This is a genomic window from Halomicrobium sp. HArcht3-1 (assembly GCF_058933345.1).
Window position 1 is genome coordinate 94767 of the sequence record NZ_JBZYDM010000001.1, and the last position, 22963, is coordinate 117729.

At 64.5% G+C, this 22963-nt stretch carries 25 protein-coding genes; 5 read left to right on the forward strand and 20 right to left on the reverse strand.

Annotated features, from left to right (window positions below; genetic code table 11):
* Nucleotides 1–31: 31 nt before the first annotated feature.
* The 5 genes from recJ to AC5FRW_RS00510 all read right to left on the reverse strand — a co-directional run bounded on the left by recJ (nucleotide 32) and on the right by AC5FRW_RS00510 (nucleotide 5323).
* The gene (gene recJ / locus AC5FRW_RS00490) at nucleotides 32–1456 is read right to left on the reverse strand and encodes a RecJ family nuclease (protein ID WP_493566452.1); all 1425 of its coding nucleotides are present in this window, start codon (nucleotides 1454–1456) and stop codon (nucleotides 32–34) included.
* Nucleotides 1457–1864: 408 nt separating this feature from the next.
* Nucleotides 1865–2617 (reverse strand): uroporphyrinogen-III synthase, encoded by a 753-nt coding sequence (locus AC5FRW_RS00495; protein ID WP_493566453.1) that lies wholly within the window; start codon nucleotides 2615–2617, stop codon nucleotides 1865–1867.
* Complete coding sequence (gene cobA / locus AC5FRW_RS00500; protein ID WP_493566454.1) at nucleotides 2610–3476, reverse strand: uroporphyrinogen-III C-methyltransferase; 867 nt, start codon at nucleotides 3474–3476, stop codon at nucleotides 2610–2612. The genes AC5FRW_RS00495 and cobA overlap by 8 nt, the downstream gene beginning before the upstream one ends.
* The gene (hemC, locus tag AC5FRW_RS00505) at nucleotides 3473–4606 is read right to left on the reverse strand and encodes a hydroxymethylbilane synthase (protein WP_493566455.1); all 1134 of its coding nucleotides are present in this window, start codon (nucleotides 4604–4606) and stop codon (nucleotides 3473–3475) included. Before hemC ends, cobA begins: the two co-directional genes overlap by 4 nt.
* Nucleotides 4607–4777: 171 nt before the next feature.
* Nucleotides 4778–5323 (reverse strand): CDP-2,3-bis-(O-geranylgeranyl)-sn-glycerol synthase, encoded by a 546-nt coding sequence (locus tag AC5FRW_RS00510; protein WP_493566456.1) that lies wholly within the window; start codon nucleotides 5321–5323, stop codon nucleotides 4778–4780.
* Between the two features lie 100 nt (nucleotides 5324–5423).
* Here AC5FRW_RS00510 and AC5FRW_RS00515 point away from each other — a divergent pair, with 100 nt between their 5' ends.
* Nucleotides 5424–6257 carry a proline dehydrogenase family protein gene (locus AC5FRW_RS00515; protein ID WP_493566457.1) on the forward strand — a complete coding sequence of 278 codons (834 nt, stop codon included), beginning with the start codon at nucleotides 5424–5426 and terminating at the stop codon, nucleotides 6255–6257.
* Between the two features lie 63 nt (nucleotides 6258–6320).
* Entirely contained in the window at nucleotides 6321–6983 is a 663-nt protein-coding gene (locus tag AC5FRW_RS00520) for a DUF502 domain-containing protein (protein WP_493566458.1), read from the forward strand.
* A gap of 209 nt (nucleotides 6984–7192) precedes the next feature.
* Here the strand turns inward: AC5FRW_RS00520 and AC5FRW_RS00525 are convergent, their stop codons facing one another.
* The 6 genes from AC5FRW_RS00525 to AC5FRW_RS00550 all read right to left on the reverse strand — a co-directional run bounded on the left by AC5FRW_RS00525 (nucleotide 7193) and on the right by AC5FRW_RS00550 (nucleotide 15297).
* Entirely contained in the window at nucleotides 7193–8092 is a 900-nt protein-coding gene (locus AC5FRW_RS00525; protein ID WP_493566459.1) for a DUF6414 family protein, read from the reverse strand.
* Nucleotides 8093–8390: 298 nt separating this feature from the next.
* Nucleotides 8391–9329: a branched-chain amino acid transaminase gene (locus tag AC5FRW_RS00530; protein WP_493566460.1), complete on the reverse strand. Its 939-nt coding sequence runs from the start codon at nucleotides 9327–9329 to the stop codon at nucleotides 8391–8393.
* Between the two features lie 149 nt (nucleotides 9330–9478).
* Nucleotides 9479–12022 carry a PAS domain S-box protein gene (locus tag AC5FRW_RS00535; protein ID WP_493566461.1) on the reverse strand — a complete coding sequence of 848 codons (2544 nt, stop codon included), beginning with the start codon at nucleotides 12020–12022 and terminating at the stop codon, nucleotides 9479–9481.
* A 96-nt stretch (nucleotides 12023–12118) separates the two neighbouring features.
* On the reverse strand, nucleotides 12119–13873 hold the full coding sequence (locus AC5FRW_RS00540; RefSeq protein ID WP_493566462.1) for a PAS domain S-box protein: 1755 nt from the start codon (nucleotides 13871–13873) through the stop codon (nucleotides 12119–12121).
* A gap of 73 nt (nucleotides 13874–13946) precedes the next feature.
* A complete protein-coding gene (gene ribB, locus AC5FRW_RS00545) occupies nucleotides 13947–14615 on the reverse strand; it encodes a 3,4-dihydroxy-2-butanone-4-phosphate synthase (RefSeq protein WP_493566463.1) in 669 nt (222 codons plus the stop codon).
* Nucleotides 14599–15297 carry a DUF120 domain-containing protein gene (locus AC5FRW_RS00550; protein ID WP_493566464.1) on the reverse strand — a complete coding sequence of 233 codons (699 nt, stop codon included), beginning with the start codon at nucleotides 15295–15297 and terminating at the stop codon, nucleotides 14599–14601. The genes ribB and AC5FRW_RS00550 overlap by 17 nt, the downstream gene beginning before the upstream one ends.
* A 178-nt stretch (nucleotides 15298–15475) precedes the next feature.
* Here AC5FRW_RS00550 and AC5FRW_RS00555 point away from each other — a divergent pair, with 178 nt between their 5' ends.
* Nucleotides 15476–15745, forward strand: coding sequence for a DUF7520 family protein (locus tag AC5FRW_RS00555; RefSeq protein WP_493566465.1), 270 nt, complete (start codon nucleotides 15476–15478; stop codon nucleotides 15743–15745).
* Between the two features lie 95 nt (nucleotides 15746–15840).
* Here AC5FRW_RS00555 and AC5FRW_RS00560 read toward each other — a convergent pair whose 3' ends face one another.
* Nucleotides 15841–16536, reverse strand: a complete 696-nt coding sequence (locus AC5FRW_RS00560; RefSeq protein ID WP_493566466.1) for a DUF502 domain-containing protein — start codon at nucleotides 16534–16536, stop codon at nucleotides 15841–15843.
* Between the two features lie 237 nt (nucleotides 16537–16773).
* Between AC5FRW_RS00560 and AC5FRW_RS00565 the strand changes: the two genes are divergently transcribed.
* Entirely contained in the window at nucleotides 16774–17820 is a 1047-nt protein-coding gene (locus tag AC5FRW_RS00565; protein WP_493566467.1) for a hypothetical protein, read from the forward strand.
* 48 nt (nucleotides 17821–17868) lie between these two features.
* Here the strand turns inward: AC5FRW_RS00565 and AC5FRW_RS00570 are convergent, their stop codons facing one another.
* The 7 genes from AC5FRW_RS00570 to AC5FRW_RS00600 form a co-directional block, all read right to left on the reverse strand.
* The gene (locus tag AC5FRW_RS00570) at nucleotides 17869–19113 is read right to left on the reverse strand and encodes an aminotransferase class V-fold PLP-dependent enzyme (RefSeq protein WP_493566468.1); all 1245 of its coding nucleotides are present in this window, start codon (nucleotides 19111–19113) and stop codon (nucleotides 17869–17871) included.
* Nucleotides 19114–19174: 61 nt separating this feature from the next.
* Nucleotides 19175–19339, reverse strand: a complete 165-nt coding sequence (locus AC5FRW_RS00575) for a hypothetical protein (RefSeq protein ID WP_493566469.1) — start codon at nucleotides 19337–19339, stop codon at nucleotides 19175–19177.
* Between the two features lie 71 nt (nucleotides 19340–19410).
* Nucleotides 19411–19701 (reverse strand): hypothetical protein, encoded by a 291-nt coding sequence (locus AC5FRW_RS00580; RefSeq protein WP_493566470.1) that lies wholly within the window; start codon nucleotides 19699–19701, stop codon nucleotides 19411–19413.
* Nucleotides 19702–19754: 53 nt separating this feature from the next.
* Nucleotides 19755–20642, reverse strand: coding sequence for a hypothetical protein (locus AC5FRW_RS00585; protein ID WP_493566471.1), 888 nt, complete (start codon nucleotides 20640–20642; stop codon nucleotides 19755–19757).
* A gap of 70 nt (nucleotides 20643–20712) precedes the next feature.
* Nucleotides 20713–21003, reverse strand: a complete 291-nt coding sequence (locus tag AC5FRW_RS00590) for a DUF424 domain-containing protein (RefSeq protein WP_493566472.1) — start codon at nucleotides 21001–21003, stop codon at nucleotides 20713–20715.
* Nucleotides 21000–21743: a tetratricopeptide repeat protein gene (locus AC5FRW_RS00595; protein WP_493566473.1), complete on the reverse strand. Its 744-nt coding sequence runs from the start codon at nucleotides 21741–21743 to the stop codon at nucleotides 21000–21002. Before AC5FRW_RS00595 ends, AC5FRW_RS00590 begins: the two co-directional genes overlap by 4 nt.
* A gap of 53 nt (nucleotides 21744–21796) precedes the next feature.
* The gene (locus tag AC5FRW_RS00600) at nucleotides 21797–22003 is read right to left on the reverse strand and encodes a hypothetical protein (protein ID WP_493566474.1); all 207 of its coding nucleotides are present in this window, start codon (nucleotides 22001–22003) and stop codon (nucleotides 21797–21799) included.
* 76 nt (nucleotides 22004–22079) lie between these two features.
* Here AC5FRW_RS00600 and thpR point away from each other — a divergent pair, with 76 nt between their 5' ends.
* Nucleotides 22080–22640 (forward strand): RNA 2',3'-cyclic phosphodiesterase, encoded by a 561-nt coding sequence (gene thpR / locus AC5FRW_RS00605; RefSeq protein ID WP_493566475.1) that lies wholly within the window; start codon nucleotides 22080–22082, stop codon nucleotides 22638–22640.
* Here the strand turns inward: thpR and AC5FRW_RS00610 are convergent.
* Entirely contained in the window at nucleotides 22637–22903 is a 267-nt protein-coding gene (locus tag AC5FRW_RS00610) for a DUF7999 family protein (protein ID WP_493566476.1), read from the reverse strand. The genes thpR and AC5FRW_RS00610 overlap by 4 nt on opposite strands.
* Nucleotides 22904–22963 lie beyond the last annotated feature (60 nt).

Below are 22963 nucleotides of genomic sequence, written 5' to 3' on the forward strand. Positions count from 1 at the left end.
GCGTCCACTCTCGGGGGCAGGTAGTTAGCTCTTACCCGAGTTGCTCGGCGACGATGTCGTCGGCGGCGTCGACGAACGCCTGTTCCTCGCCCGCGGGGACGGTCGCACCGGCGGCGATGTCGTGCCCGCCGCCGTCACCGCCGACGGCCCGGGACGCCTCGCGCATCACCGCCGAGAGGTCCAGCCCGCGGCCCACGAGCGGGCCGGTCCCGCGCGCCGAGACCTTGGTCTCCTCGTCGTTCTTGCTGGCGAACGCGAAGATCGGTTTGTCGGAGTCGATGCCGGCGGTCCCCAGTGCCATCCCGGCGACGATACCGACGATGGTCTCGCGGATCGCTTCGCCCGCGTCGAACCACTGGACGTGACCTTCCTGCGTGACGCCCCGTTCCTGCACGAGATTCAGGCCTTCAGAGAGGTTCCGCCGGTGGTTCGCCAGCAGCGTCTGAGCGCGGTCGAGCGCGCCGTCACGGTTGCCCCGGCAGACGGCCAGTCCCACGTCGGCCCGTTCGTAGCGTGCGGTCGCGTTCAACAGCGTCGAGAACTCGCTTGCGTCACGCAGTTCCGTCCCGGCCGGTTCGTCGGTCAGGGTGTAGGTCGTCCCGATCAGCGTCTGGATCTTGTCGGCGGGGACGCCACGCTCGACCGCCCGCTGGACGAGCGCGCTGGCGACGGTCTGGCGCTCGTCGCCGTCGAGGTCCGCCCACGTGCGCCACTCGCCCGCCCGTTTCAGCTCCAGCCCGAGCGATTCGAGGAACTGGATCGCGCCCGCTTCGTCGTTGGAGATACCGGGGATCGGCACCTCGGTGGCATACTCCAGTAGCTTCGGCAGGGGCCGGGTCTGCTTGCCGTACAGCGTCAGATCGGTCCCCTCGTCGAGGACGCCCGCTTCGACGCCCTCGGCGACGATGCCGGCGTTCGCACCGACGAGTTCGCCGTCGACGGCCTGCATGTCTCCCACGGCACCGACGACCGCGAGCGCGGCCAGATCACGGTTTTCGGCCGGCGGATCCGGTTTGGCTTCCGCGGCAAGCGCCCGCGCGAGGACGTAGCTCGCGCCCGCACCCGACAGCTCCGAGGCCCCGTTGATCCCGAACAGGAGCGGATTGAGGTGGTACGCCGTCTCCGCGTCGGCCGGCTGGTGGTGGTCGGCGATCACCGGCTGAAAGTCGCCGGCCTGTTCGTGGGCGCTGATCACGTCTAGCTGGCCGCTCCCGAAGTCGGTAAAGAGGACCGTGTCGTACTCGCGAGCCGCGATCGATGCGATCTCGGTCTCGTCGAGTTGCTTCTTGAAGACGACCTCGAACGGAATGTCGGCCCGTTCCAGCGCCAGCGACGCGACCGCGGCACTGGTCAGGCCGTCGGCGTCGATGTGCGAAGCTAGCAGCACGCGATCCGCGTCACAGAGCCGCGCTGCGCAGGCTGCCGCGGTCTCGTCGAGGTCGGGAACTGGTCCCATCTGAGCGACGTTGGTACCTGCTTGAATTTAAAGCTCCGGTCCACGTGCTCGGTCGTGTTCAGATAAGCAGCCGTCTTTGGAGAGATGAGGACACCGAAAGCCCTCAGCACGCTAGCCTGAGCCTGCGTTCACTTTGTTCACACAGACGCCAGGATTCGGCTGTTGAGCAGTCTGAACCCTGGCGGATGAAAGGGCGAGTGCAGTTGCGGGAACCCCGGCGAAGTCTGCTCACGGGCGCGAAGCGCCCGTTCGCACGGCCAGAGGGACTCGCGGAGTCCCTCTCGGCAAGCACCCACGGCGCGCAGCGAGTCGCGGGACCGCAACTGCACGAGGGCTTTCGGTGCCTTGTTCCGACTACTCTTGATCTCTTATCTGAACACCACGCCTGCTACACGTTTCGTCGAGCGGCTACTCGTGATAGCTGGGTGCAGCGTCTTCGATCGCGGTCGCGGCCAGCACCTCGAAGTCGGCGGTGTCGGGCACCACGTCGACGGCGATGCCGGCGTCTTCGGCGGTCTCTCGGGTCGGTTCGCCGATGGTGCCGACGACGGCGTCGTTCAGACCGTCGATCGCCGCTCGGCGGACCCCGCGTTCGTCCGCGGCCGCGAGGAAGTGTGTGACCGTGAGCGACGAGGTAAAGAGTGCCACGTCGAGATCGCCGCTGGCGGCCAGTTCGGCCGAGTCGCCGGCACCGTCGGGTCGGACGAGGCGATAGAGGATGGTCTCGTGGACGTACGCGCCGGCGGCTTCGAGTCCGTCGGTCAGGACCGCCGAGCCGTGGTCCGAGCGGGCGACCTCGACGCGGTCGCCCTCGACTTCGTCTTCGAGGGCCGCGACCAGCCCGGTCGAGGAGAACTCTTCGGGGATCAGATCGACCGCGTAGCCCGCCGCTTCCAGTGCGTCGGCGGTCGGCCGACCGATGGCACAGACGGTCGCGCCGTCGGGGTCCCAGCCCGCGTCGGCGGCGAGTTCGACGCCGGTCTTGCTCGTGAGGATCACGAAATCGGCGTCCGAGCGGGGCGTCGACCCGGTCGGTTCGACGGCGAGCATCGGATCCGAGACGGGGTCTCCGCCGAGTGACTCGACGAGTTCGGCGGCATCGGTCGCGCGCTCGTCGTCGGGGCGGAAGAAGGCGACCCGGAGGCGGGGTTCCTCACGCATCGTCGCCTCCGTCGGCGGTCTCGTCCGCGGTGCTGTCGCCGTCGTCGCCCGCGCCGACGAGGAAATCGAGGACGCGCTCGCGGGTCCCAGCCACGTCGCCGATGACGGTGATCGCCGGCGGTTCGATGCCCACCTCGTCGCGCACGCCGACGATGGTGTCGAGCGTCCCCGTTGCGACACGCTGGTCGGGCCAGGTCGCTCGTTCGATCAGCGCGACCGGCGTCTCGGCGGCCATGCCGCCCTCGCGCAGTGCGGCGGTGTAGTCGGGGAGTTTGCCGACGCCCATCAGGACGACGATGGTGCCGCCGGTCGCGGCCAGCGCGTCCCAGTCGATGGCCGACTCCGCCTTCGTGGGATCCTCGTGGCCGGTGACAAAGGAGACCGACGAGGCGTGATCGCGGTGGGTGACGGGGATGCCGGCGACTTCCGGGCCGGCGACCGCCGAGGTGATGCCTGGCACGATCTCGACGGGCACCTCGTTGTCGGCGAGGTGGACGAGTTCCTCGCCGCCGCGGCCGAAGACGGTCGGATCGCCGCCCTTGAGCCGCACCACGTCCTTGCCCTCGCGGGCGAGTTCGACGAGGCGGCGGTTGGTGTACTCCTGTGGCGTCCACTCGCCGCCGGCACGCTTGCCCACGTCCTCGCGCTTTTCCTCGGGGATCATGCCGATGATCTCCGGGCCGGGCAGTTTGTCGTGCAACACTACGTCGGCCGATTCGAGCAGTCGTTTCGCCTTGATCGTCAGCAGTTCGGGGTCGCCGGGACCGGAGCCGACGAGGTAGACCGTTCCAGTCTCGGCGTCCGCCGATGCTGTCGTCCCGTCGGTGGCTGTGTCCCTGTCGGCGTCCGGCCCGGTCATTCCTCCGTCGCCCCCTGTGCCGTCGCGGCGTCGTCGTTGCCCCCCTCGCGCTTGGCCTGTGCGATCAGGTCGTCGGCACCCTGATCGGCCAGATCGGCTGCGAAGGCCCGCGCCTCGTCGATGTGGCGCTGTGCGTCGAGATCGCGCGTCGCCATGATCTCTTCGTCGCCGTCACGGTCCAGCACGCGGGCCGTCGTCCGGATGACGCTGCCCTGCAGGACGGCGTGGACGCCCAGCGGCGCGACACAGCCACCGCCGAGTTCGGCGAGGATGGTGCGCTCGACGGTCGTCTCGGCCCGCGACCGCGGGTGATCGAGAGTCTCGCTCAGTTCGACCGCGAACTCGCTGTCGACGGCGGTGATCGCCAGCGCGCCCTGCCCCGGCGCGGGGACGAACGTCGTCGTCGGGAGGCTCTGGTACTCGACGTGGTGGAGCAGGCCGGCCCGCTCCAGACCGGCCCGGGCGAGCACGATGGCGTCGTACTCGGTCTCGACCTCGCGGCCCAGCGCCTGCCGTTTGATCTCGCTGATCCCGTCGAACCACTCCTCTACGGTCTGGTCGTAGGGGAACTCGTAGTCCTCGTCGTTGACCTTCTCCTTGCGTTCCTTTTCGGCCTCGCTGCGTTCCTCGTGTTCGGCCTGCAGCGCGGGCGCGAGCAGTTTCTGGATGCGCGTGTCGACGTTGCCCCGCAGTGGCTGTACGTCCAGATCCTCGCGCTCGGCGAGCAACTGGGCCTTCCGGCGCAGACTCGACGTGCCGACGGTCGCCCCCTCCGGTAGATCCGCGACGGTCGCCCCGTCGGTCGTCACCAGCACGTCGTCGGGACGCTTGCGCTCTGGCACGCCCGCGACGACCAGTTCCTCGGGCTGGTCGGTCGGCACGTCCTTCATCGAGTGGACGGCGGCGTCGACCTCACCGTCCATGACCTTCTCGTCGAGGCTGCGGACGAACGCCCCGGTCTTGCCGAGCCGGTGGATCAGTTCGTCGCGCACCTGATCGCCAGTGGTCTCGACCTCCACGAGTTCGACCGCATAGCCCCGATCCGTGAGCGCGTCTTTGACGGCCGCCGCCTGACGCAGGGCCAGATCCGACCCTCGCGTCGCCAGTCGCACCGTCGATTCGGTAGTCATACTCGTTGGTCGTCGGCCAGCGTAGAAAAGCCCTCCACTTTCGCGACTAGCAACGGCAGTGGGAGTCGTCGACGGGTGCATGCGGACAACGTTGGCGACCTCGGCCGTTTCGATAGTAGAACTGCTACGCTTCGCCACACAGCGGCCAGACACAGGCGTCCGTTTTGCTCGTCACCAGGGTTCGGATTTCAGCCCGAGCGCGTAGGCGATGGCGTTGGTGACGACGTGCAAGAGCGGGGTGACGACGAGCACCGCGACGAGGACGGGCAGATCGAACGTCGCGAGCGTCCACGACGATGCGAGCAGGCCCGAGACGAGGAGTGCGCCGACGACAAAGTCAAGCTGGTCCAGACCGGGGAAGGCGGCACCGCGTTCGCGGCCGGTACGGCGTTTCAGGAACGACGCACCGATGTCGCCGACCATCGCACCCAGTGCGAGACCGGCCCCGGCGAGGAGAGGGAACGGGTCGGCGGTGACGCCCAGAGCGGCAGCCACGGGATCGTGGACGGCGTTGAGGACGAGTGCCAGCGCCGTCCCGGCGAGCGTGCCGGCGGCGGTCCCGCGCCACGTCTTCCCGTCGCCAAGTACGCGACGGCCGCCCCACGTACGGCCGCCATCGATGGGACGACCGCCGCCGGCCAGTACCGCCGCGTTGTTGGGCACGTAGGCCGGCAACATCGCCCAGATCGCCGTCGCAACGATCGCGAGTACGTCCATGTCGCGGTGCTGTTTGCGCCGGGGCTTAACGTCGGCGACTCTCGGTCGACACCCAGTGGGGCGACAAACCTCATACGTGGGGCTTCCGTAGTACGATTAGATGATTCCGCCACTGGCGCGGCGGTTCGTCGCGGGTGAGACGGCCGCCGAAGCGCTGGAGCACGCGCGACAGCGCAACGAGGAGGGTATCGGTGTCATCCTGAACCGACTCGGGGAACACTACGAGACGCGGGGGCCGGCCGACGAGGCTGCGACGACCTATCAGGGGCTGGTCGAGGAGATCGCGGCCGCCGACCTCCGGGCGTGCATCTCGATCAAGCCCTCGCAACTGGGGCTGTCTGTGAGCGCGGACGTGTTCGAGCAGAACCTCGAACGGGTCGTCTCGCATGCCGCTCCCCGGGACGTGTTCGTCTGGATCGACATGGAAGATCACACGACCACCGACGCGACGCTGTCGGCCTTCGAACGCCGCACTCGCGAGACCGACGGTGGTGTCGGGGTCTGCCTCCAGGCCAATCTCAGGCGCACGCCAGACGACCTCGAACGACTCGCCGACCTGCCCGGCAAGGTTCGACTGGTCAAGGGTGCCTACGACCCGCCGCCCTCGGTCGCACTCGACGGGAAGGACGCGATCAACCGGGCCTACCGCGAGCAACTACGATACATGTTCGAACACTTCGACGGCGGCGTCGCCGTCGGGAGCCACGACCCCGAGATGATCGATCTGGCGGCGACGTTACACGACGAGTTCGGCACCGACTACGAAGTCCAGATGCTGATGGGGGTCCGCGAGGACGCACAGCGGGCACTGACCGACGACTGTCCGGTGTGGCAGTACGCCCCCTACGGCGGCGAGTGGCTGGCGTACTTTTATCGACGCGTGGCAGAGCGGAAGGAAAACGCACTGTTCGCACTGCGGGCGCTCCTGTCGTAAGTTACGGTCGGCTGACAATCGGAAAGGGAAGCGCTCATAACTGGGGAGGGCCAGGCACTCTACATGGCCTCGGCGACGTGGAAGCGTGACTTCGCGAGCGGGCTCATCATTCTCTTGCCGGTGTTAGTGACGGTCTACGTCCTCGCCTACCTCTATGGCATCCTCGCGGCGATGCCCTTCGCCTCGGTGATCACTGAGGATACGCTGGCGGTACTCGGTGTCCCTCGCGACTACAACTACATCACGCAGTTGCTGACGTTCGTCCGCGTCGTCACGACACTGGCGGTGTTCGTCTTGCTCGTCTTCTCGATTGGCTATCTCATGCGGACGGCCTTCGGCGACGTCGTCGAACAGGCCCTTGACGACGTGATGAATCAGGTCCCCGGTCTCCGAGTGGTGTACAACGCCTCGAAGATGGCGGTCGAAACGGCGGTCTCGGGGGCCGACGAACTGCAAACGCCGGTCAAACTGGAGGTGTGGGACGGCCTGCGGATGACGGCGTTCAAGACCGGCCAGCAGACCGACGACGGCCGCGACGTACTCTTCTTGCCGACGGCACCCAACATCACGACCGGCTTCGTCATCGAGGTGTACCCCGAGGAGTACGAGGAGACCGACGAACGCGTCGAGGACGCACTCACGCGGATCCTCTCGGCCGGCTTCGGCGACGCCGAAGAGAACCGCCAGCAGGTCCCCGCGGGACTGGTCGAAGCCGAGGATGACTGACCATCTTTTTCCGCTTCGGGTTTCCTCGCGAGCCTGTGGCTCGCTGCGGGAACCCTCGCGCAAAAACATGGGTGAAAAAGGCTCGATCTCACTTCGCTCGATCGAGTGAACCGCGCGACCTACCGGGTCCTGACGGACCGCTCGGTCGCCCGGATGCTCATTTTTGGATGGTCTGTTGAGATAAGCGCTGTATCATGTTTGCCCAAGAGCTACCAATAAAGTGCAATTGGATTCAGGATTGTTGCTGGACCATTCACAAACATCTCGTCAGGATTCAATTCGGGAAATTCGAATCCATCGTTATCTTGTTCATCAATCTCTTTCAGAATTCTACCAATGATTTCCGCTCTGATTTGATCAATATCCACGTCTGGACTAATTCCAGCGATGACTCGTAGCGCTTCAATCAGGTCCCATCTTTCACCTTCTTGAATCTGATCCTGCACTCTCGCAAGTACTGTATATTCGTTTAGTCCCCGGAACTCACGATAACAATCCACTGTGGTAACCTCCTCATTGATAGCAAGCCCAAAGTTATGCTCGTCAGTGTTTGGTGTCAGTTCCAATCCGACCCATCCCCCGTATAATAGTTGATAGAATTGTTGTACTTGTCCGAAATCAGATTGGCTTTGAGCCAATTGTGCTATTAATCCGTTTCCACTTGGAGCATCGCTTGTTGCTTCGGTGATGTGTTCTAATGCACCAAGTACTGGATAAAGAGGATCTGTTGTACAGGTACCTCGTATTTTGACTATCTCACCGGTATTTAGATCGGAAAAATTATCCGTGTTTTCAAATTTATGAATGTCTGTCGTATCTCCATCCTGCAATGCCTTTTCCAGAATGTCATAGCGGTATTGACTGGTAACGTACCGTTCAATTTCAGACAGATCGCGGGATCCCTCGCTCTGTGTAGCCTTTCCGCCACCACCCAAGGTAACGAACGAAGGGAGGTTGAATTTCGCTTCGCCACTCGCTTCTTCACCCTTTTCCTCAGTTTCCTCTACGACCTCTCTCACACGTTCAGGTACCGCCATCGACATTGAGGCAAGCAGGCTGTTAACTGCTTGCGAGTCGAGATAAATGAACTGACGGACATCTGACCCCATAATGATATAATAGTTACCATTTGGTAAATTAGTGTTGGTATCACTACCTCTAATGAGTGTAGGTGTATATGTGGAAAAGCATCAACAATAACTTATTATTTAAAAATTTGGTGCGGTCTGTGGTATTTATTAAGCATCTCCATCCTTAGAATCGTCAGGTCTATGTTTCCGTAATTTCCAATACGATAAACAGATACGCAGTCAAAACGCACTCCAGTTCCACTCTGATCTTTCAAACTGGCATAATCTGAAACAACCGGAACGACCCTCTGCGATAGCCTCGGACCCGATCCAGTCCTCAGACGTAGTGGAACCAGTCGTCGTACTCCGCGGGCGCTTCCTCCAGCACGTCGAAGAACCGCGTCTGGATTTCGTCGGTGACCGGGCCTTTGGTGCCAGCACCGATCTCGTTGTCGTCGACCGATCGGATCGGTGTCACTTCGGCGGCGGTGCCGGTGAAGAACAGTTCGTCGGCGGTGTACAGTTCGCCCCGGGAGATGGTGGCGTCGTCGTGGACGGTGTAGCCCAGGTCTTCGGCGAGCGTGATGACGCTGCGGCGGGTGATGCCGTCGAGGATCGACTCGGCGAGGCCGGTGGTGTAGATCTCGCCGTCACGGACGAGGAAGATGTTCTCGCCCGGCCCTTCGGCGACGTTGCCCTCCTTGTTGAGGACGATGGCTTCGCCGTAGTCGTTGCCCTTCGCTTCCAGCGATGCGAGGACGCTGTTGACGTAGGTGCCGGTGGTCTTTGCGTTCGTCGGGATCTGGCTGGAGGAGTACTTGCGCCACGAGGAGATGGCGGTGTCGATTCCCTCTTCGAGGGCTTCCTCGCCGAGGTACGCGCCCCACGGCCACGCACCGATGGCGGTCTCGACGGGCGACTTTCCGGGGTTCAGTCCCAGCGGGCCGTAGCCGTAGAACGCGATCGGGCGGATGTAACACGAATCGAGGCCCTCACGGCGGATCAGTTCGACCGTCGCCTCGGTGAGTTCCTCGGGATCGTAGGGAATCTCGATGTCGTAGACCTTCGCAGACTCGTAGAGGCGGTCGAGGTGCTCTTCCCAGCGGAAGATCGCCGGGCCGTCGTCAGTGTCGTAGCACCGGACGCCCTCGAAGACGCCCGTTCCGTAGTGCAGCGCGTGGGTCAGGACGTGGACCTGCGCGTCCTCGAAGTCGACGAATTCGCCGTCCTGCCAGATCGTGTCGACGCCCTCGAACATCTCCGGGCGCTCGCTCATCGGTCCCACCCCCCGTGTGTCGTGTGGTATTCACTGCACTGTCCGCAAACAGTGTCGTCGAAGTACATACCCGGCAATTGAAGGCCATCGTTAAGAGTCTTGACGATGTCTGGGTCCGACTCACACGGACCCGACGGCAACGAGCGCCGCTATCGGACGGTCTCTAGGTCGGTGTGGCCGCCACGGGGCAAGACGAGCGTGACGATCGACCCGTGTGGGTCGCGTTCCGTGAACTGGAGTGTGCCGTTTGCTCTCGTCACGATCCGCTTGACCAGCCACAGCCCCATCCCGCTGCTGTGTGACAGCGGATCGATCCCCGTCTCCTCGGTGAACATCCGCCGTTCGTTCTCCGGGATGCCGTCGCCGTCGTCGGCGACGCTGATCGAGACAGTCTCCTCGTCGAACGCCGCGGAGACGGTCACTGTCGGCGACTCGTTGTCGTTGTGGCGCACCGCGTTCTCGATGACCTCCTCCAGTGCTCGCTCGATCGACGGGATCGTCGTGAGCCGGATCGACGGCACCTCGACCGTGATGTCAGCCGCCGGGTCGGCAGTCGTGACGCGATCCACGACGGCCGCCACCACGCTGTCGAGATCGATCGACATCAGTTCGGCCGGCTCCGAGAGCAGATCGACGACCTCGCGATGTTTGTCGGCCTGATCGAGAATCCGTTCGACCGACTCCCGGATCGGACGCGCGATCTCGCCGAGTTCGTCGGACGCTCGTTCGAGCAGGATGTCGGCCCGGCCGTCGATGACGGTGAGTTCGTTGTAGATGTTGTGACGCAGCATCCGGTCGAGCGACGCTAACTGACGTTCGCGCTCGATCTGCTCGGTCAGATCGCGCATCGTCGCGACGACGCCCCACACTTCTCCCTCATTGTCTTCCAGCGGATAGTACCGGATGTCGAACGTGCGGTCGCTCCGATCCGGCCGCGTTCGGGTCATCCGGTACTGCACGGTGTGGCCGTTGAACGCCCGTTCGACGTACGGCTCGACCGTCTCGAATGCTTTCGAGCCGATCACCTCGGGGAGCGTTCGGCCGGTGACAGTCGCTTCGTCGAGGTCGTGAAACTCCCGGTAAGACTGGTTCGCAAAGAGGAACTGGTAGTCCTCGTCGATCGCGGCGATCGATTCGCGCGCTCCCTGAATGGCGCGTTCGTACTGGCGCAACTGGGCTTCGCGTTCTTTCCGGTCGGTGATATCCGTCTGGATGGCGACGTACGCCTCGATCTCGCCGTCGTCGTCGGTCAGCGGAGCGATCGTCTGCTCTGCGTAGTACAGTTCGCCCGACGCGCGCCGGTCGCGGATCTCTTCGGCCCAGACATCGCCTCCGCTGATCGTCTCCCACAGGGACTCGTAGTACTCGTCGGGCATCTCACCAGACTTGAGGATCGCCGGCGTCTGCCCGATCACGGTCTCGGCGTCGTAGCCGGTGATCCGTTCGAACGACGGATTGACGTAGGTGATCGTTCCCTCCGGGTCGGTCATGTAGATCCCGTGGCCGGCCGCCTCGACCGCTCGCCGGAACCGTCGTAACAGATCTTCGTCCGCTTTCTGCGCCGTGATATCTTCCTGAAAGCCGACGTAGTTGGTCACGTCGCCGGCGTCGTTGGTGAGTGGCGCGATGGTGACGCGGTTCCAGAACTCGCTCCCGTCTTTCCGGTAGTTCTGTAGTTCCGTGGTCACCGACTCCTCCCGTTCGAGTCCGTCGCGCAGCTCTCGGACGTGGTCCGGGTCGGTCCCGTCACCCTGCAAGAAGCGCGCGTTGTGCCCTCGAATCTCTGCTCCGTCGTAGCCGGTCACCTGCTGGAACTGCTCGTTGGCGTAGACGAGTGGGGTGTCGTCCGCGGTCGCGTCGGCGATGGTGATCCCGAGCGGCGCTTCGTCGAACACGCGGGTCCCGAGAGAGCGTCCACCACTCCACTCGCTCCCGTCACGTCGTCCGCGAATCACGAGGACGGCTGCCGCCCCGTCCGCCCGTTCGATGTGGCCGATCGTGAGCGTGACCGAACACAGCTCGTCGTCGGCGCGAGCGAGCGTTCCGGTCGTACGGACGAGCGTCTCTCCACCGCCGTCGACGGTCGCGAGTACGTCCGGGAGTGACGCGTCCCCCGCGACAGTCACGCTGTCCGCGACAGATCGGTCCATGATCGCCGCCGGTGTCTCGACAGCCAGGTGCGTGCGACCGGCTTCGTTGAGATGTTCGATCCGGCCGTCGCGGACGACGGCGACCACGTCGGGGATCGCATCGAGGTGTGTGCGTCGCTGTGTGGCTGTGTCGGCGACGCCGCGCTGTGTTCGGTGGTAGTCGATGGCGCTGTGTACGAGCGAGACGAACTGGTCCCACCGGTCGGTGAGGTCCGATCTGACGAACGAGTCCGTGACGCCGGCGCTGACGGCGTCGGGAACGACAGCCTCGTCGTCCGTGACGAGCAGGAACGGTATCGCGGGCGACCACGTACGAACGATCGCCAGAAACGCGATCACGTCGGCGTCGGGCAGGTCGTGGTCGCTGACGACGCAGTCGACCGGTTCGTCGGCGAGGGTGGCGAGTGCGTCGCTGACGGTCTGTGTGACCGTAACGGTGGTCTCGTCGCTCGACGTAAGGTGTCGGTCGAGGGCGGCAGCGAAATCGTCGTCGGTCGTGACGACGAGGACATGTCGGTCACTCCCAGTCCCGTCAGCAGCCATTTCGCCTCGCCAGTTGGTGAGTCCCCCGGATATATCTTCGTAATACCGGCTCTTGTTACAACACCCGGTAAAAACACCTGTCCGTCGAGGTGACGATCACGTCGCGTTCCGCAGTTCGACGACGAAGACCGCGCCTCGAGGGTCGTTGTCCTCGATTCGGATCGTTCCATCGTAACTTTCGACGAGCGTCTCCACGAGGTAGAGTCCGATACCGGTCCCTTCGCTGTCCAGTCGCTTCTCTCCCCGTCCGAAGACCGCGTCTTTCTGGTCGTCGGGGACGCCCGGGCCGTTGTCCGCGATTCGAACGACGGTCGTCTCGTCGCGTTCCGTGACGCTCACTCTGACTTCGGGAATCTCGTTGTCGTTGTGCTGGACGGCGTTTTTCAGTAGATTTCGCAGGACGGAATCCAACATCTCGTTGGCGACGACTCTCGTCTCCGGAATCTGGCCGTCGACAGTGACGATCACGTTCGAGTACTTCGACCGAATCGCGTCGAGTTCTCCTTCGAGGGCGTTTCGGAGTGCGACCGGTCGAAGCGTCTCTTCGGTCGAGAGCATCACGTCGGCCATGTCGCGTGCGGTCTGGGTGATCTCGACGGCGTGATCTGTACTCTCCCGGATCGAATCGACGTACTCCCGTCCCTCGTCGTCGACGTGGTCGGTGAGGAAGTCTGTGTAGGCGAGCACCAACTGGAGATCGTTTCGGATGTCGTGCCGGAGCATCCGATTCAGGATGTCGAGGTCGTCACGTTGCTCTTTGAGCCGCTGTTCGTACTGCTTTCGCGCCGTGATGTCCTGTACGACGCCGTCGAACATGGTTTCGCCATCGACCTCTCTGGCGATCGCCGTGACTGCACCCCAGAGTTCCGCCCCGTCGAGCGTCGTGAGTTCGAGTTCGCGCTCGGTGACGACGCCCTCGTCGAGCAGTTGCTGGCTGAAGTCTTCGCGCTCGTCCGGGTCCACGTACAGGTCCCGGACGGAGTGGTCTCGGAGGTGTGCTTTCGAAGTCCCGTCGAACATCTCGACCATCGCCTCGTTGACGAAGGTAAATCGTCCGTCGGGACCGGGGGTGTTCTGGAAGACGCCGATCGGGAGGCTCTCGACCAGCCGTTCGTAGCGTTCCAGCGCCTGTTCGCGCTCTTTTCGGTCGGTGATCTCCTGAACGACCTTGTGGATGTACTCGGTCCCCGATGCTTCCTCACACAGGGCGGCGGTGACGACCACGTCCTTGGTGTCGCCGTCGACGGTCGTGAGCGTGACCTCTCGCTGAATCTGCTCGGCATCGGTCTCGTAGAGGGCGTCGACGAGTGCCGCCCGTTCGCTCGGGTCGGCGTAGAAGTCGGCGACTGGATACGATTGGAGTTCCGCGACCGACGCCACCCCGAGGAGTGACGCGAGTGCTGGATTGGCGTACTCGAAGCTCCCGTCGTCGTCCGTTTCGGTCCGAAACACGCCGCTTGGGACCGTCTCCAAGAGGTGATTCGCCAGTTTCAGATTCCGGTCTTTCTGGGACAGTTCGGTCAGACGCAGCAGCCGAACCGTGTCGCCGTCGAGTCGGACTGTCGAACTGCGGACCCTGACCGGGGTCGTCGACCCGTCCGTGCCGGCGCTCAGGTCGACTGTCTCCATCTTCGCTTCCCGCTGTTCGAGTACAGACTCGACGGGACAGTCCGATGCGTCGGCGACCAGCGACGCGAGGTCGCTGTCGAGTATCTGCTCGCGGTCGCGACCGGTCAGTTCACAGAATCGTCGATTACACTCTCGAACGTGCCCTCCCGTTGGATCGACGAGGACGAGTCCGTCCGGGTCCTCATCGAAGAGTGTCTGATACGCTGACGCTGGCAGGTCCATGCAGCGAGTATATGCTGGACCCGATTAGTCCCTTCCCTCGTGTGATCGCGCTGCCGGCAGTCGTCACTGGCGCTCAATCGAGCCGTTCGACCAGCGCGCTGCCCTCGACGTAAGCCAGTCCCTCGCGGTCGGCGTAGGCCTTGGCTGCTCCGGGGGAGAGTGCACCACCGGTCTCGTCGTCGAGCATCTCACAGACGACGACCGCTGGGGGCTGCTCCGCGGCTTCGGCCACGGCAAGCCCGAGTTCCGTGTGGCCGAGCCGATCCGAAAGGAGGCCGGGCGCGCCACGCAGCAAGGTCACGTGGCCCGGTGATCGGAACTGCTCGGCAAAGTCGACGCTGTCGGGATCGCTCGCGGCGGCGGCCAGTTCGGTGATCGTCAGCGCCCGGTCGTCGTCGGTGATGCCGGTGTGGGTATCCCGGTGATTGACCGTCAGCGAGAACGACGACCGCTCGTCGTAGCCCAGTTCGTGGTCGGCCGCACTGGGGTGATCGAGCGACTCCTGCATGAAGGGGAGGCCGAACGACTCGGCGACGCCATCGGAGAGGGCGACACAGACCAGTCCGCCGGCGTCGTTGCGCAGGCGAGCGACGGCGTCGGATGTGACGGCACCTGCCGGATACACCAGATCGACCTCGCCCTCGCGGTCGGCGGCGTCGTGGATCAGGACCGGCTGGCCGCGGGCGAACGCGGTGATGGCGTCCTCGGCGGTGCTCACGGACTGTTCACTGCTCCGAGACATGGATGCTCACCTCGTCGCCGTCGCCCAGTTCGAGCACGTCACGCAGCTTTTCGGGCGCGATCACTTCGAGTTGGCTCTCGCCGTGGTGGGTGCGCTCGGGCGCGATGACGTGGGCCGGTTCGTACTCGCTGTCGCCGGCGACGACGGAGGCCGGGTAGCAGTAGGCCGGGCCGTAGGTACGCTCGTCGTCTTCCCAGCCCTCGATGGTGATCGGCTCGAACGCGCTCAGACGGGCGCGCTTGCGGACGCTCTCGTCGACGAGTTCGACGTTGAGCGTCCCCGCGAACGGCTCGTAGTCGAGTTTGTCGATGAACTGCTCCATGTAGCCCGGCAGCGTGATGTAGTGGCGTCCCTCGCCCATGCCGGAGGTGACGATGCCCGTCAGATCGACACCGACGGCACGTTCGAAGATCCGTCGATAGTCGGCGTACTCCCGCTGGAGGGACTGTTCGCCGGCTTCGGTGATGCGAATGAGCTGTCCGTCGCCGACGATGTCTCGCTCGACGAGCGCCGCTTCTTCGAGGCGCTGGAGTCGCCGGGACGCGGTCTGATTGGAGGCGTCGAGCCGGTCGGCCAGCGCCGCACAGGAGACCTTTCGCTCACCCTCGATCGCGCCGTCGAGGGCCAGCAGCTTCAGCGTGGCCAGTTCGTCGTGACCGACGGCCTGCGTTGTCTCTGCCATATCCGGAGTTAGGACTATCTGCCGATAAGAATAACGAATGTGGCATCCGTCACGTATATGGAACGGTTTCGAACGGGTGTCCCGTTGGAAGACGACGGCACGCGATCCATGCCGGCAGCCACTTGTCTATTCGGTCACTATCGACGCACAACGCCGCCGACCGGCGGCACACCAACGTATGAACGAGACGGAATCGACTACGTCCGGCCGCCGCGTCGTCGGTTGGGTGTTCGTCGTCGCGCTGGCGCTTGGCATCGCCTTTGGCTACTTCGTCGGTGTCGTCATCAGTAACGACGCCGCCATCTCGGTCGGACTCCCCTTCTTGGCGTTCCGGCCGACGCCGCTGAACATGGCCGCTTACGGTGGGCTTGCCGTGCTCGTGGTCTCGGGACTGTTCTACGGTCTGATGCGCCTGACTCGGCGGTTCGACGACGCCGAGTCGGCCTGAGACAGTCGGCTGTCACGTCGTCGGAAGGCGACGACGGAGCCGCGAGACTGTCACAGTCGACTGGCCGGTCGTGTCCCGACGCCTCGTTCGGTCGCCTATCGTTCCGAGGGTCCACCGAGGTCGGCGTCGTGCTCCGCGAAGACGCCCTCGTCGATGGCTGCCGCGGGAATCTCCTTGGGCTTGCCGTTCTCGGTGACGCCCGTCGTCACGAGTAGACGCATGCCAGCGCGGACGGTCATGTCCGTCTGGTGGAGGTCGCTCTCGGGGACCAGCGCCAGCCGTCCACCCGTCGGGTTCGGACTGTTCGGGAAGTAGACGTTGTAGACGGGTTCTCCATCGAAGGCGTCGACCTCGACGGGACTGTCACCGGTGACGAGACCGATAGAGAAGATGCCGTCACGGGGATACTCGACGAGGACGACGCTCTCGTAGGCCTCGTCGCGGTCGACCAGCGAGTTCGCGACCTGCCGGACGCTGCCGTAGATCGTGTTGACGAGCGGGATGACGTTGACGACCCGGCCGACGTTACCAAACACCTGTCGCCCGACGTTGCGCTGTGCGAGGTAGCCGAGGACGACGACCGCGGTGAGGACGGCGACGATCGCCAACAGCTGGGCCGCGAGCGGTTCGTTGGCGGTGTACGTGGTGAGTCCGGTCTCCTCGACGATCGGATCGATAAACCCCAAGAGCCAGTTCGACAGGACCTTGATGACGTAGACGGTCACGACCAGCGGTGCGACGAGGATCAGTCCGGCCACGAAACTCCGTTTGACGGCGTCTCCGATGCCCATACCCCCTGCTGGGCGAGGCGACGCAAAAAGATAGCGTGGCACGGGTACTGACCGCCAGCCAACGACCCACTGACACATTCACTATTAGTTTTGATAACTGTGGGCGAACGATTATAGCGCAGTTCAGACAGAGCTAGGACCATATGAGTGCCGGCAGTGTGCCGCTTACTATCTCTCTTCTTGCACACTCTCCGGTCTGTATCAATATCAATGCTGATTACTTGCGGAGTGGTCACGATGCGTAGGGGTCCACTGGCTGCCGTCCGCCGAACGATCACCGGCGCCAGTCCACCGATCAGCATCGGCCCGGTGCACGTCGTCGCGTCGTTGCTCGTCCTCGCCGCGCTCGCGAGCGGGGCGCTCGCAGTCTCGGTCAGCGACGACGACACCGTAGTCAGCCCAGCGGGCGGAGCGACGGCTGATAACGGTCTCGTCACGACGACGCTGTTCGAATCCTATCACGCTGTCGCCCCACAGCGTGGTGTCCGCTCCGTGTTCGGTCCCGACCAGTCCTTCGACGCCTCGCTGTCGCCCAACGCCACCGACAGCGACGGTGACGGACTCGCCGACGCCGTCGAGCGACGCCACGGGACCGACCCGGAGAACCCCGACACGGACGGCGACGGGCTGCTCGACGGGCACGAAGTGACTCGCCCGGATCTCTATCCCGACGCCGATCCACTCGAACACGACATCTACATCGAGGTCGACGCGACCGGTGACCGTCGACTCGGCACGCGGGCAATCGCACAGGTCGAAGAGGCCTTCGCCGACGCCCCGGTCGAGAATCCCGACGGCAGCCGTGGGATCGACGCCCACGTCCTCGTCGACGACCGCGGCCTATCGAGCAACGCGACGGTGTACTCGCGCGACCGGCCCGGCCCGCGCGACGACATCTACGACTTCCGGGACGCGACGTTCGACGCCCGCGGCGCGGGCTACTACTACGTCCTCGTGACCGACGACGCGGCGTACAACGGGGACGCTCGCTACGTCGGTGCCGGCCGCCCCGGCGTCGTCGTCATGCAGACCTTCGACTCGCCGACACTGACCGCCTCGCTGTTCATGCACGAACTGGGCCACGCCTTCGGTCTGGACGCCGGTGCCACGGGGATCGATGCAGAGACCCACTCGACTCAGGAGTACGACAGCGTGATGAACTACAATGGCCTGTACGACCAACTGACCTACTCCGACGGGACCGACGACGTGGGCCGCGACGAGTGGGCTTTCGTCGCCGAGGAACGCTACCGGCCGCCGCTACGCGTCGACGACGACTCGTAAGGCGAGCGAGACGAGTCGGTTCGCTCGGCGGAGCCGCGCGTTCGACCGTCAGGCGAACAGTTCCCGGGCCTGCTCCAGCGACTCGACGAGCGCGTCCACTTCCTCGCGCGTGTTGTAAATGTAGAACGAAGCACGCGCCGAGGCGGGGACGCCGAGTTTGTCGTGGAGTGGCTGCGTACAGTGATCACCCGCTCGCACCGCGACGCCGTTGGCATTCAAGATCTCGGACACGTCGTGTGCGTGGACCGTGTCGAGATTGAACGAGACGAGTGCGGCGCGGTCGTCGCCAGCGGGGCCGAGGATGTCGATGTCGTCGAACTCCTGCAGGCGGTCGTAGGCGTACTCGGCCATCTCTTCGCCGTGGCGTTCGACTCGGTCCATGCCGATCGAATCGAGGTAGTCACAGGCCTCGGCTAGCGCGATCCCTTCGCTGATCGGGGGCGTGCCGGCCTCGAACTTCCAGGGGAGTTCGTGCCACGTCGAGTCCTCGAAGGTGACCTTCTCGATCATCATGCCACCGTAGAGATACGGCTGCATCGCCTCCAGCAGGTGCTCTTTCCCGTAGAGGACGCCGACGCCCGTGGGACCGCACATCTTGTGGCCCGAGAAGGCAAAGAAGTCGGCGTCGATCGCCTCCACGTCGACGGGCATGTGCGGGACCGACTGGGCACCGTCGACGAAGATCAACGAGTCGTGATCGTGGGCGATGTCGGCAAGCTCTCCGACGGGGTTGATCGTCCCCAGCGTGTTCGAGACGTGGACGACGCTGACCATCGCAGTGTCATCGGTGATCAGCTCGCGGGCGTGGTCCATGTCGAGGTAGCCGTCCTCGTCGACCGCGATGTACTTCACCGTCGCGCCGGTCTTCTTTGCGATCTGTTGCCACGTCACGAGCGCGGCGTGGTGTTCCATCTCCGTGAGGACGATCTCGTCACCCTCGCCCAGTTCGGCCAGCCCCCAGGCGTAGGCGACGGTGTTCATCGACTCCGTCGTGTTCTTCGTGAAGACGACCTCTTTCCGGCCGCCGCTGGCACCGATGAACTCGGCGACGCGGTCGTGGGCCTCCTCGTAGGCGATGGAGGCTTCCTGACTGAGCTGGTGGAGTCCGCGGTGGACGTTGGCGTTGTAGTGGCGGTAGTAGTGACTGATCGAGTCGATCACCTGCTCGGGCGTCTGGCTCGTCGCTGCGTTGTCCAGATACACCAGCGGCGTCCCGTCGAACTCCCGTTCGAGGATCGGGAAGTCCGCGCGGATTCCCTCGACATCGAGCGCCTCGGCGTCGGTGTGGCTCATTACCTCACAAGAGGGTCTCGACGGGCAACTTTCCTTCGGTTCCCCGACCCGCTGGACAGTGTCACTCGCGCTCTGGTCCCGTCGACGCCCGTATCTGACGGTGGTACTCGTCCAGTCGAGACACGTCCCAGACGAGGTCGGCGAGCAGGTGGACGTACAGGACCGCAGCGACGAAGGCGGTCATCGAAAGATCCCACAGCGCGAGTGCGGGGACGACCACGCCCACGATCAGGACGTGACTGATACTGTCGGCTGTAACTGTTTCAAGATATTTGCGACCCGGGGTCGCAAAATTCTTCACAGATTTACAGCCGACAGTATGAGGAGACGCTGCAGCGGCCAGATCGATCCCGAGTCGAAGATCCGGTCCTGCCCGAGGAAGACGAGCCGTGGATTCGCCAGACACCGCCGGAGCGCCTGCCACTCGCCGGTCGTCAGGCGAGCGACGAGGAAGTGATCGACGTCGATGCCGACCCCTGCGAGGAGTGCGACGACGAGCGCCACCGGCCAGCCGACGAGCAGATCGAGTACGAGGACGGCACCGACGGCGACGACGACGGAGAGGACGGCGTGATCGCGCGAGTCCATCGCCCGACCGCTCGCCCGCGACCCCCTTCAAGTGGTGTGTCCGACGGACGGCGTTACGTCTCCCAATCGAGGTCGTCGCGCCACTCCTCGGGAACGACGACCAGGACGCGGTCGGCCGCCAGACTGTCAGTGACGCCAAAATGCAGGTCATCGCCGCCGACGACGCCCGCGTCCGTGGCGGCCATCTCGTCCCAGTGGTTCACGACGCTGTCCGGGATCGAGACCGTCCGCTCGTCGTCGATCCGACTACTCGCGACGTAGCGGACGCCCTCACGCGTCGTGATCGCGTCGTAGTCGTTCGAGACCAGTACGACGTCGTCGGCCTCGCGGATTCCCCACGCGACTTCACTCCCGAGCGTGAGGAACTGTCGGTCGAAGGCCTGCTGGGGTGCTGGAACCTCGTTGCGGTACTCGTCGAAGGCCGCCTCGCCGAGTCGTTCGTATGTCTCGCCGATCGCGGTCCCTGCGTCGGTCGCATCGACCGACTCGGCACCGCTTCCGACCTCGTCTGCGTACTTCGGGGGTTCCTCGCTCTCCGCACCAGTCTGTGCCGTCGCGCCGGTGTCTCCTCGTTCGTCGACTTCCTCCTTGGACCCGGGGACGGCGTCGGCCGAGCCAGTGTCCTGTGTCTCGGCGAACGCGTCGACTGTCGTCTGCTCGCTGTCTCGGCCGCCCGTGCTGGCCCGCTGTGCCCGTGCGACGGCCAGTAACAGACCGCCTGCGAACAACTGGAGGGTTGCACGTCCCCACCGACGACGGCGGAGCGAGTCCAGTCCCCGCAGCGCTATTGCACCGCCGGCGACGCCCGCGACGAGGCCCGACTTCACGCCTCGGCGCGCGCCTGCCCGGAGTCGCTCACGTACCGGGCGGTCGTCCTCTCCGCCCGACGATACCTGTCCGTTCTCGTCGTCGGACCGCCGACTGGCCTGCCGATAATTCATACTGGAAGAATGTTCGATCTCGAAACATTTAGAGTTGTGCCAGCACCTGGGGGCGACGGCCCGGATTCGGTCACAGCCAGAGCAACTGGGCGTGCAGCGTCCCGTCGAGGTCGAGCACGTTCTCCTCGTCGACGAAACCGTGTTCGATCGCGAGTGAGACGGCGTCGGTGCCGACGAGGTTGGCGACCGAGCAGCGCGCGAGGCTGTCGACGACGGCCTGTTCGTCGACTTCCTCGCCGTCGTAGAACCCCTCGTCGACGGTCAGCGAGACCTGGCCGTTCTCGAAGGTCTCGCCGAGCACGTCGGGGTCACAGACCGAGACGAGCGTCCCCTCGTCGGTGTCGCGTTCGTTGAGTATCATCCGGTTCGTTCGTCGACGAGTTCCTGTTCGGCCTGCTCGCGCAGTTCTTCGGCCTCTTCGACGAGGTCTTCGGCGCGTTCGAACTCCTCCATCTCTTCGAGCGCGCGGGCCTTCTCTTCGAGGATGTCGGGGTTACGGAAGCCGAGTCGGGTTGCGTTGTCGAAGGCGTTGACGGCGTCCTCGGCCAGCCCACGTTCGAGCAGGAAGAAGCCGCGGTTGTACCAGGCTTCGGCGAAGCGGGGATCGATCTCGACGGCGCGTTCGGCGTGTTCCAGTGCCTGCTCGGTCCGGCCCGACTCCCACAGTGCGTAGGCGAGGTTCGTCTCCGCCGTCGCGGCGTGCTCGGAATCTTCGAGCACGTCGAGGGCCTCTTTGTACGCGCCGATGGCAGCGTCCCACTCTTCGAGTTCGGCGTGGGCCGCGCCCTTGTTCGTCCACGCCTCTTGTTCGATCCGGTCGTCGTCGGTGAACCGAGCGGCCCGCTCGAAGGTTTCGGCGGCCTGCTCGTGGCGATTGATGTGGACGTAGGAGACGCCGACTTCAAGCAGTTGCTCGGCGTCGACGTCGTCGGCGGGCATGTTGCCCTCGTCGAGCATGTCCGTGAGGACACGGGAGTCGACTGGGTCGACCTTGTCCGTGTCGACGGAGAGTTCCGGCGGATCGATGTCGAACCCCTCGTAGGGGTCGCCAAAGCCCTGCCCGGAGGAGAACTCGTGGTCGTCGCGCTCTCGATCAGTCATAGTCCCGGGTTGGCGGTCAGGAGGGTTAAGGGCTACGTCACCGGGTCAGCATCTCATTTCCCGTCGGCGGCCCTGCGTCTGTCGGCCGACCGGCCGACGAAGAGGACGCTCACGAGCAGGTACAGTCCGCTCCCGACCACTAAGATCGCAGCGATCGGGGTCGGGCGTGCCGTCCCCGCTTCGAGGGCGGCACCGATCACGAAGATCAGGAGGGCGGTACAGCGACGGACGGTCCGGCGGAGGAGGGCAACGTCGTCCATACGCCTCCGTCCGGTGGCGACGGTCTTAGTGGTGGTGTCCTGCAACGCTCAAGTCGACGGCGACCGATCTCCCGGTATGGGAAAGCGACTGTTCGTCAGCGTCGACCTCGACGGACTGACCGAGGCGGTCGCCACAGCACAGGAACCCTTGGCGGACGCGAGTGGCCTCACGCTCGTCGACCCAGCTCAGGCCCACGTCACGCTGAAATTCCTCGGTGACACCGACCCCGCGCGCGTCGACGACCTCGTCGCCCAACTCGAACGGGCCGTCACGGACAGTGGTGTGGCACCCTTCACCGCCTCGTTCGAGGGACTGGGCGTCTTTCCGAGTCTCGACTACATCAGCGTCGTCTGGCTGGGCGTCGGCGCGGGCAGCGCGGCACTGACCGCCCTCCACGAGGCAATCGAGCAGCGGACGACGGCGATGGGATTCGAACCGGACGACCACGACTTCACGCCACACGTCACGCTCGGGCGATTGCAACACGCTGGCGGCAAGGAACGTGTCCAAAACGTCGTCCGCGAGCGCGAGCCAGTAGTGGGTGAGCGACGCGTCGAGGAGATTCGATTGACAGAGAGCGTCCTTGGGAACGACGGCCCGACGTACTCGACGGTCGAATCGATCCCGCTCGATTAGAGACCGGGAGCCAGCGGCGCACCGGGCTTGACCCGAGTTACGACCCAGTCGAGTCCCTCGGGGTCGGCAGGGGCCAGTTCGAGTCGGACGGTGCTCCCGACCGGGCGTGCGGCCAGCTTCTCTTTGACCATCCGATCGGCGTAATCGACGACGTGATACACCTCGTCGGTCGTCGTCTCGCGGACGGTGAGCGCGCCGTCCGGCCCGACTGGCTCTTCGATAGCGAACGATCGTTCACTGCTGGTCGACTTCGTGGTTGACATACACTCGGTTACTGCGAATTATTGTATAAATGTTTGCTTCAAGGTGGCGGTAGGTGGTGC

Excerpts from the sequence above, each read along its gene's own strand:
- recJ (WP_493566452.1), bottom strand. The coding sequence starts at position 1,456 with ATGGGACCAGTTCCCGACCTCGACGAGACCGCGGCAGCCTGCGCAGCG.
- AC5FRW_RS00495 (WP_493566453.1), bottom strand. The coding sequence starts at position 2,617 with ATGCGTGAGGAACCCCGCCTCCGGGTCGCCTTCTTCCGCCCCGACGAC.
- cobA (WP_493566454.1), bottom strand. The coding sequence starts at position 3,476 with ATGACCGGGCCGGACGCCGACAGGGACACAGCCACCGACGGGACGACA.
- hemC (WP_493566455.1), bottom strand. The coding sequence starts at position 4,606 with ATGACTACCGAATCGACGGTGCGACTGGCGACGCGAGGGTCGGATCTG.
- AC5FRW_RS00510 (WP_493566456.1), bottom strand. The coding sequence starts at position 5,323 with ATGGACGTACTCGCGATCGTTGCGACGGCGATCTGGGCGATGTTGCCG.
- AC5FRW_RS00515 (WP_493566457.1), top strand. The coding sequence starts at position 5,424 with ATGATTCCGCCACTGGCGCGGCGGTTCGTCGCGGGTGAGACGGCCGCC.
- AC5FRW_RS00520 (WP_493566458.1), top strand. The coding sequence starts at position 6,321 with ATGGCCTCGGCGACGTGGAAGCGTGACTTCGCGAGCGGGCTCATCATT.
- AC5FRW_RS00525 (WP_493566459.1), bottom strand. The coding sequence starts at position 8,092 with ATGGGGTCAGATGTCCGTCAGTTCATTTATCTCGACTCGCAAGCAGTT.
- AC5FRW_RS00530 (WP_493566460.1), bottom strand. The coding sequence starts at position 9,329 with ATGAGCGAGCGCCCGGAGATGTTCGAGGGCGTCGACACGATCTGGCAG.
- AC5FRW_RS00535 (WP_493566461.1), bottom strand. The coding sequence starts at position 12,022 with ATGGCTGCTGACGGGACTGGGAGTGACCGACATGTCCTCGTCGTCACG.
- AC5FRW_RS00540 (WP_493566462.1), bottom strand. The coding sequence starts at position 13,873 with ATGGACCTGCCAGCGTCAGCGTATCAGACACTCTTCGATGAGGACCCG.
- ribB (WP_493566463.1), bottom strand. The coding sequence starts at position 14,615 with ATGTCTCGGAGCAGTGAACAGTCCGTGAGCACCGCCGAGGACGCCATC.
- AC5FRW_RS00550 (WP_493566464.1), bottom strand. The coding sequence starts at position 15,297 with ATGGCAGAGACAACGCAGGCCGTCGGTCACGACGAACTGGCCACGCTG.
- AC5FRW_RS00555 (WP_493566465.1), top strand. The coding sequence starts at position 15,476 with ATGAACGAGACGGAATCGACTACGTCCGGCCGCCGCGTCGTCGGTTGG.
- AC5FRW_RS00560 (WP_493566466.1), bottom strand. The coding sequence starts at position 16,536 with ATGGGCATCGGAGACGCCGTCAAACGGAGTTTCGTGGCCGGACTGATC.
- AC5FRW_RS00565 (WP_493566467.1), top strand. The coding sequence starts at position 16,774 with ATGCGTAGGGGTCCACTGGCTGCCGTCCGCCGAACGATCACCGGCGCC.
- AC5FRW_RS00570 (WP_493566468.1), bottom strand. The coding sequence starts at position 19,113 with ATGAGCCACACCGACGCCGAGGCGCTCGATGTCGAGGGAATCCGCGCG.
- AC5FRW_RS00580 (WP_493566470.1), bottom strand. The coding sequence starts at position 19,701 with ATGGACTCGCGCGATCACGCCGTCCTCTCCGTCGTCGTCGCCGTCGGT.
- AC5FRW_RS00585 (WP_493566471.1), bottom strand. The coding sequence starts at position 20,642 with ATGAATTATCGGCAGGCCAGTCGGCGGTCCGACGACGAGAACGGACAG.
- AC5FRW_RS00590 (WP_493566472.1), bottom strand. The coding sequence starts at position 21,003 with ATGATACTCAACGAACGCGACACCGACGAGGGGACGCTCGTCTCGGTC.
- AC5FRW_RS00595 (WP_493566473.1), bottom strand. The coding sequence starts at position 21,743 with ATGACTGATCGAGAGCGCGACGACCACGAGTTCTCCTCCGGGCAGGGC.
- AC5FRW_RS00600 (WP_493566474.1), bottom strand. The coding sequence starts at position 22,003 with ATGGACGACGTTGCCCTCCTCCGCCGGACCGTCCGTCGCTGTACCGCC.
- thpR (WP_493566475.1), top strand. The coding sequence starts at position 22,080 with ATGGGAAAGCGACTGTTCGTCAGCGTCGACCTCGACGGACTGACCGAG.
- AC5FRW_RS00610 (WP_493566476.1), bottom strand. The coding sequence starts at position 22,903 with ATGTCAACCACGAAGTCGACCAGCAGTGAACGATCGTTCGCTATCGAA.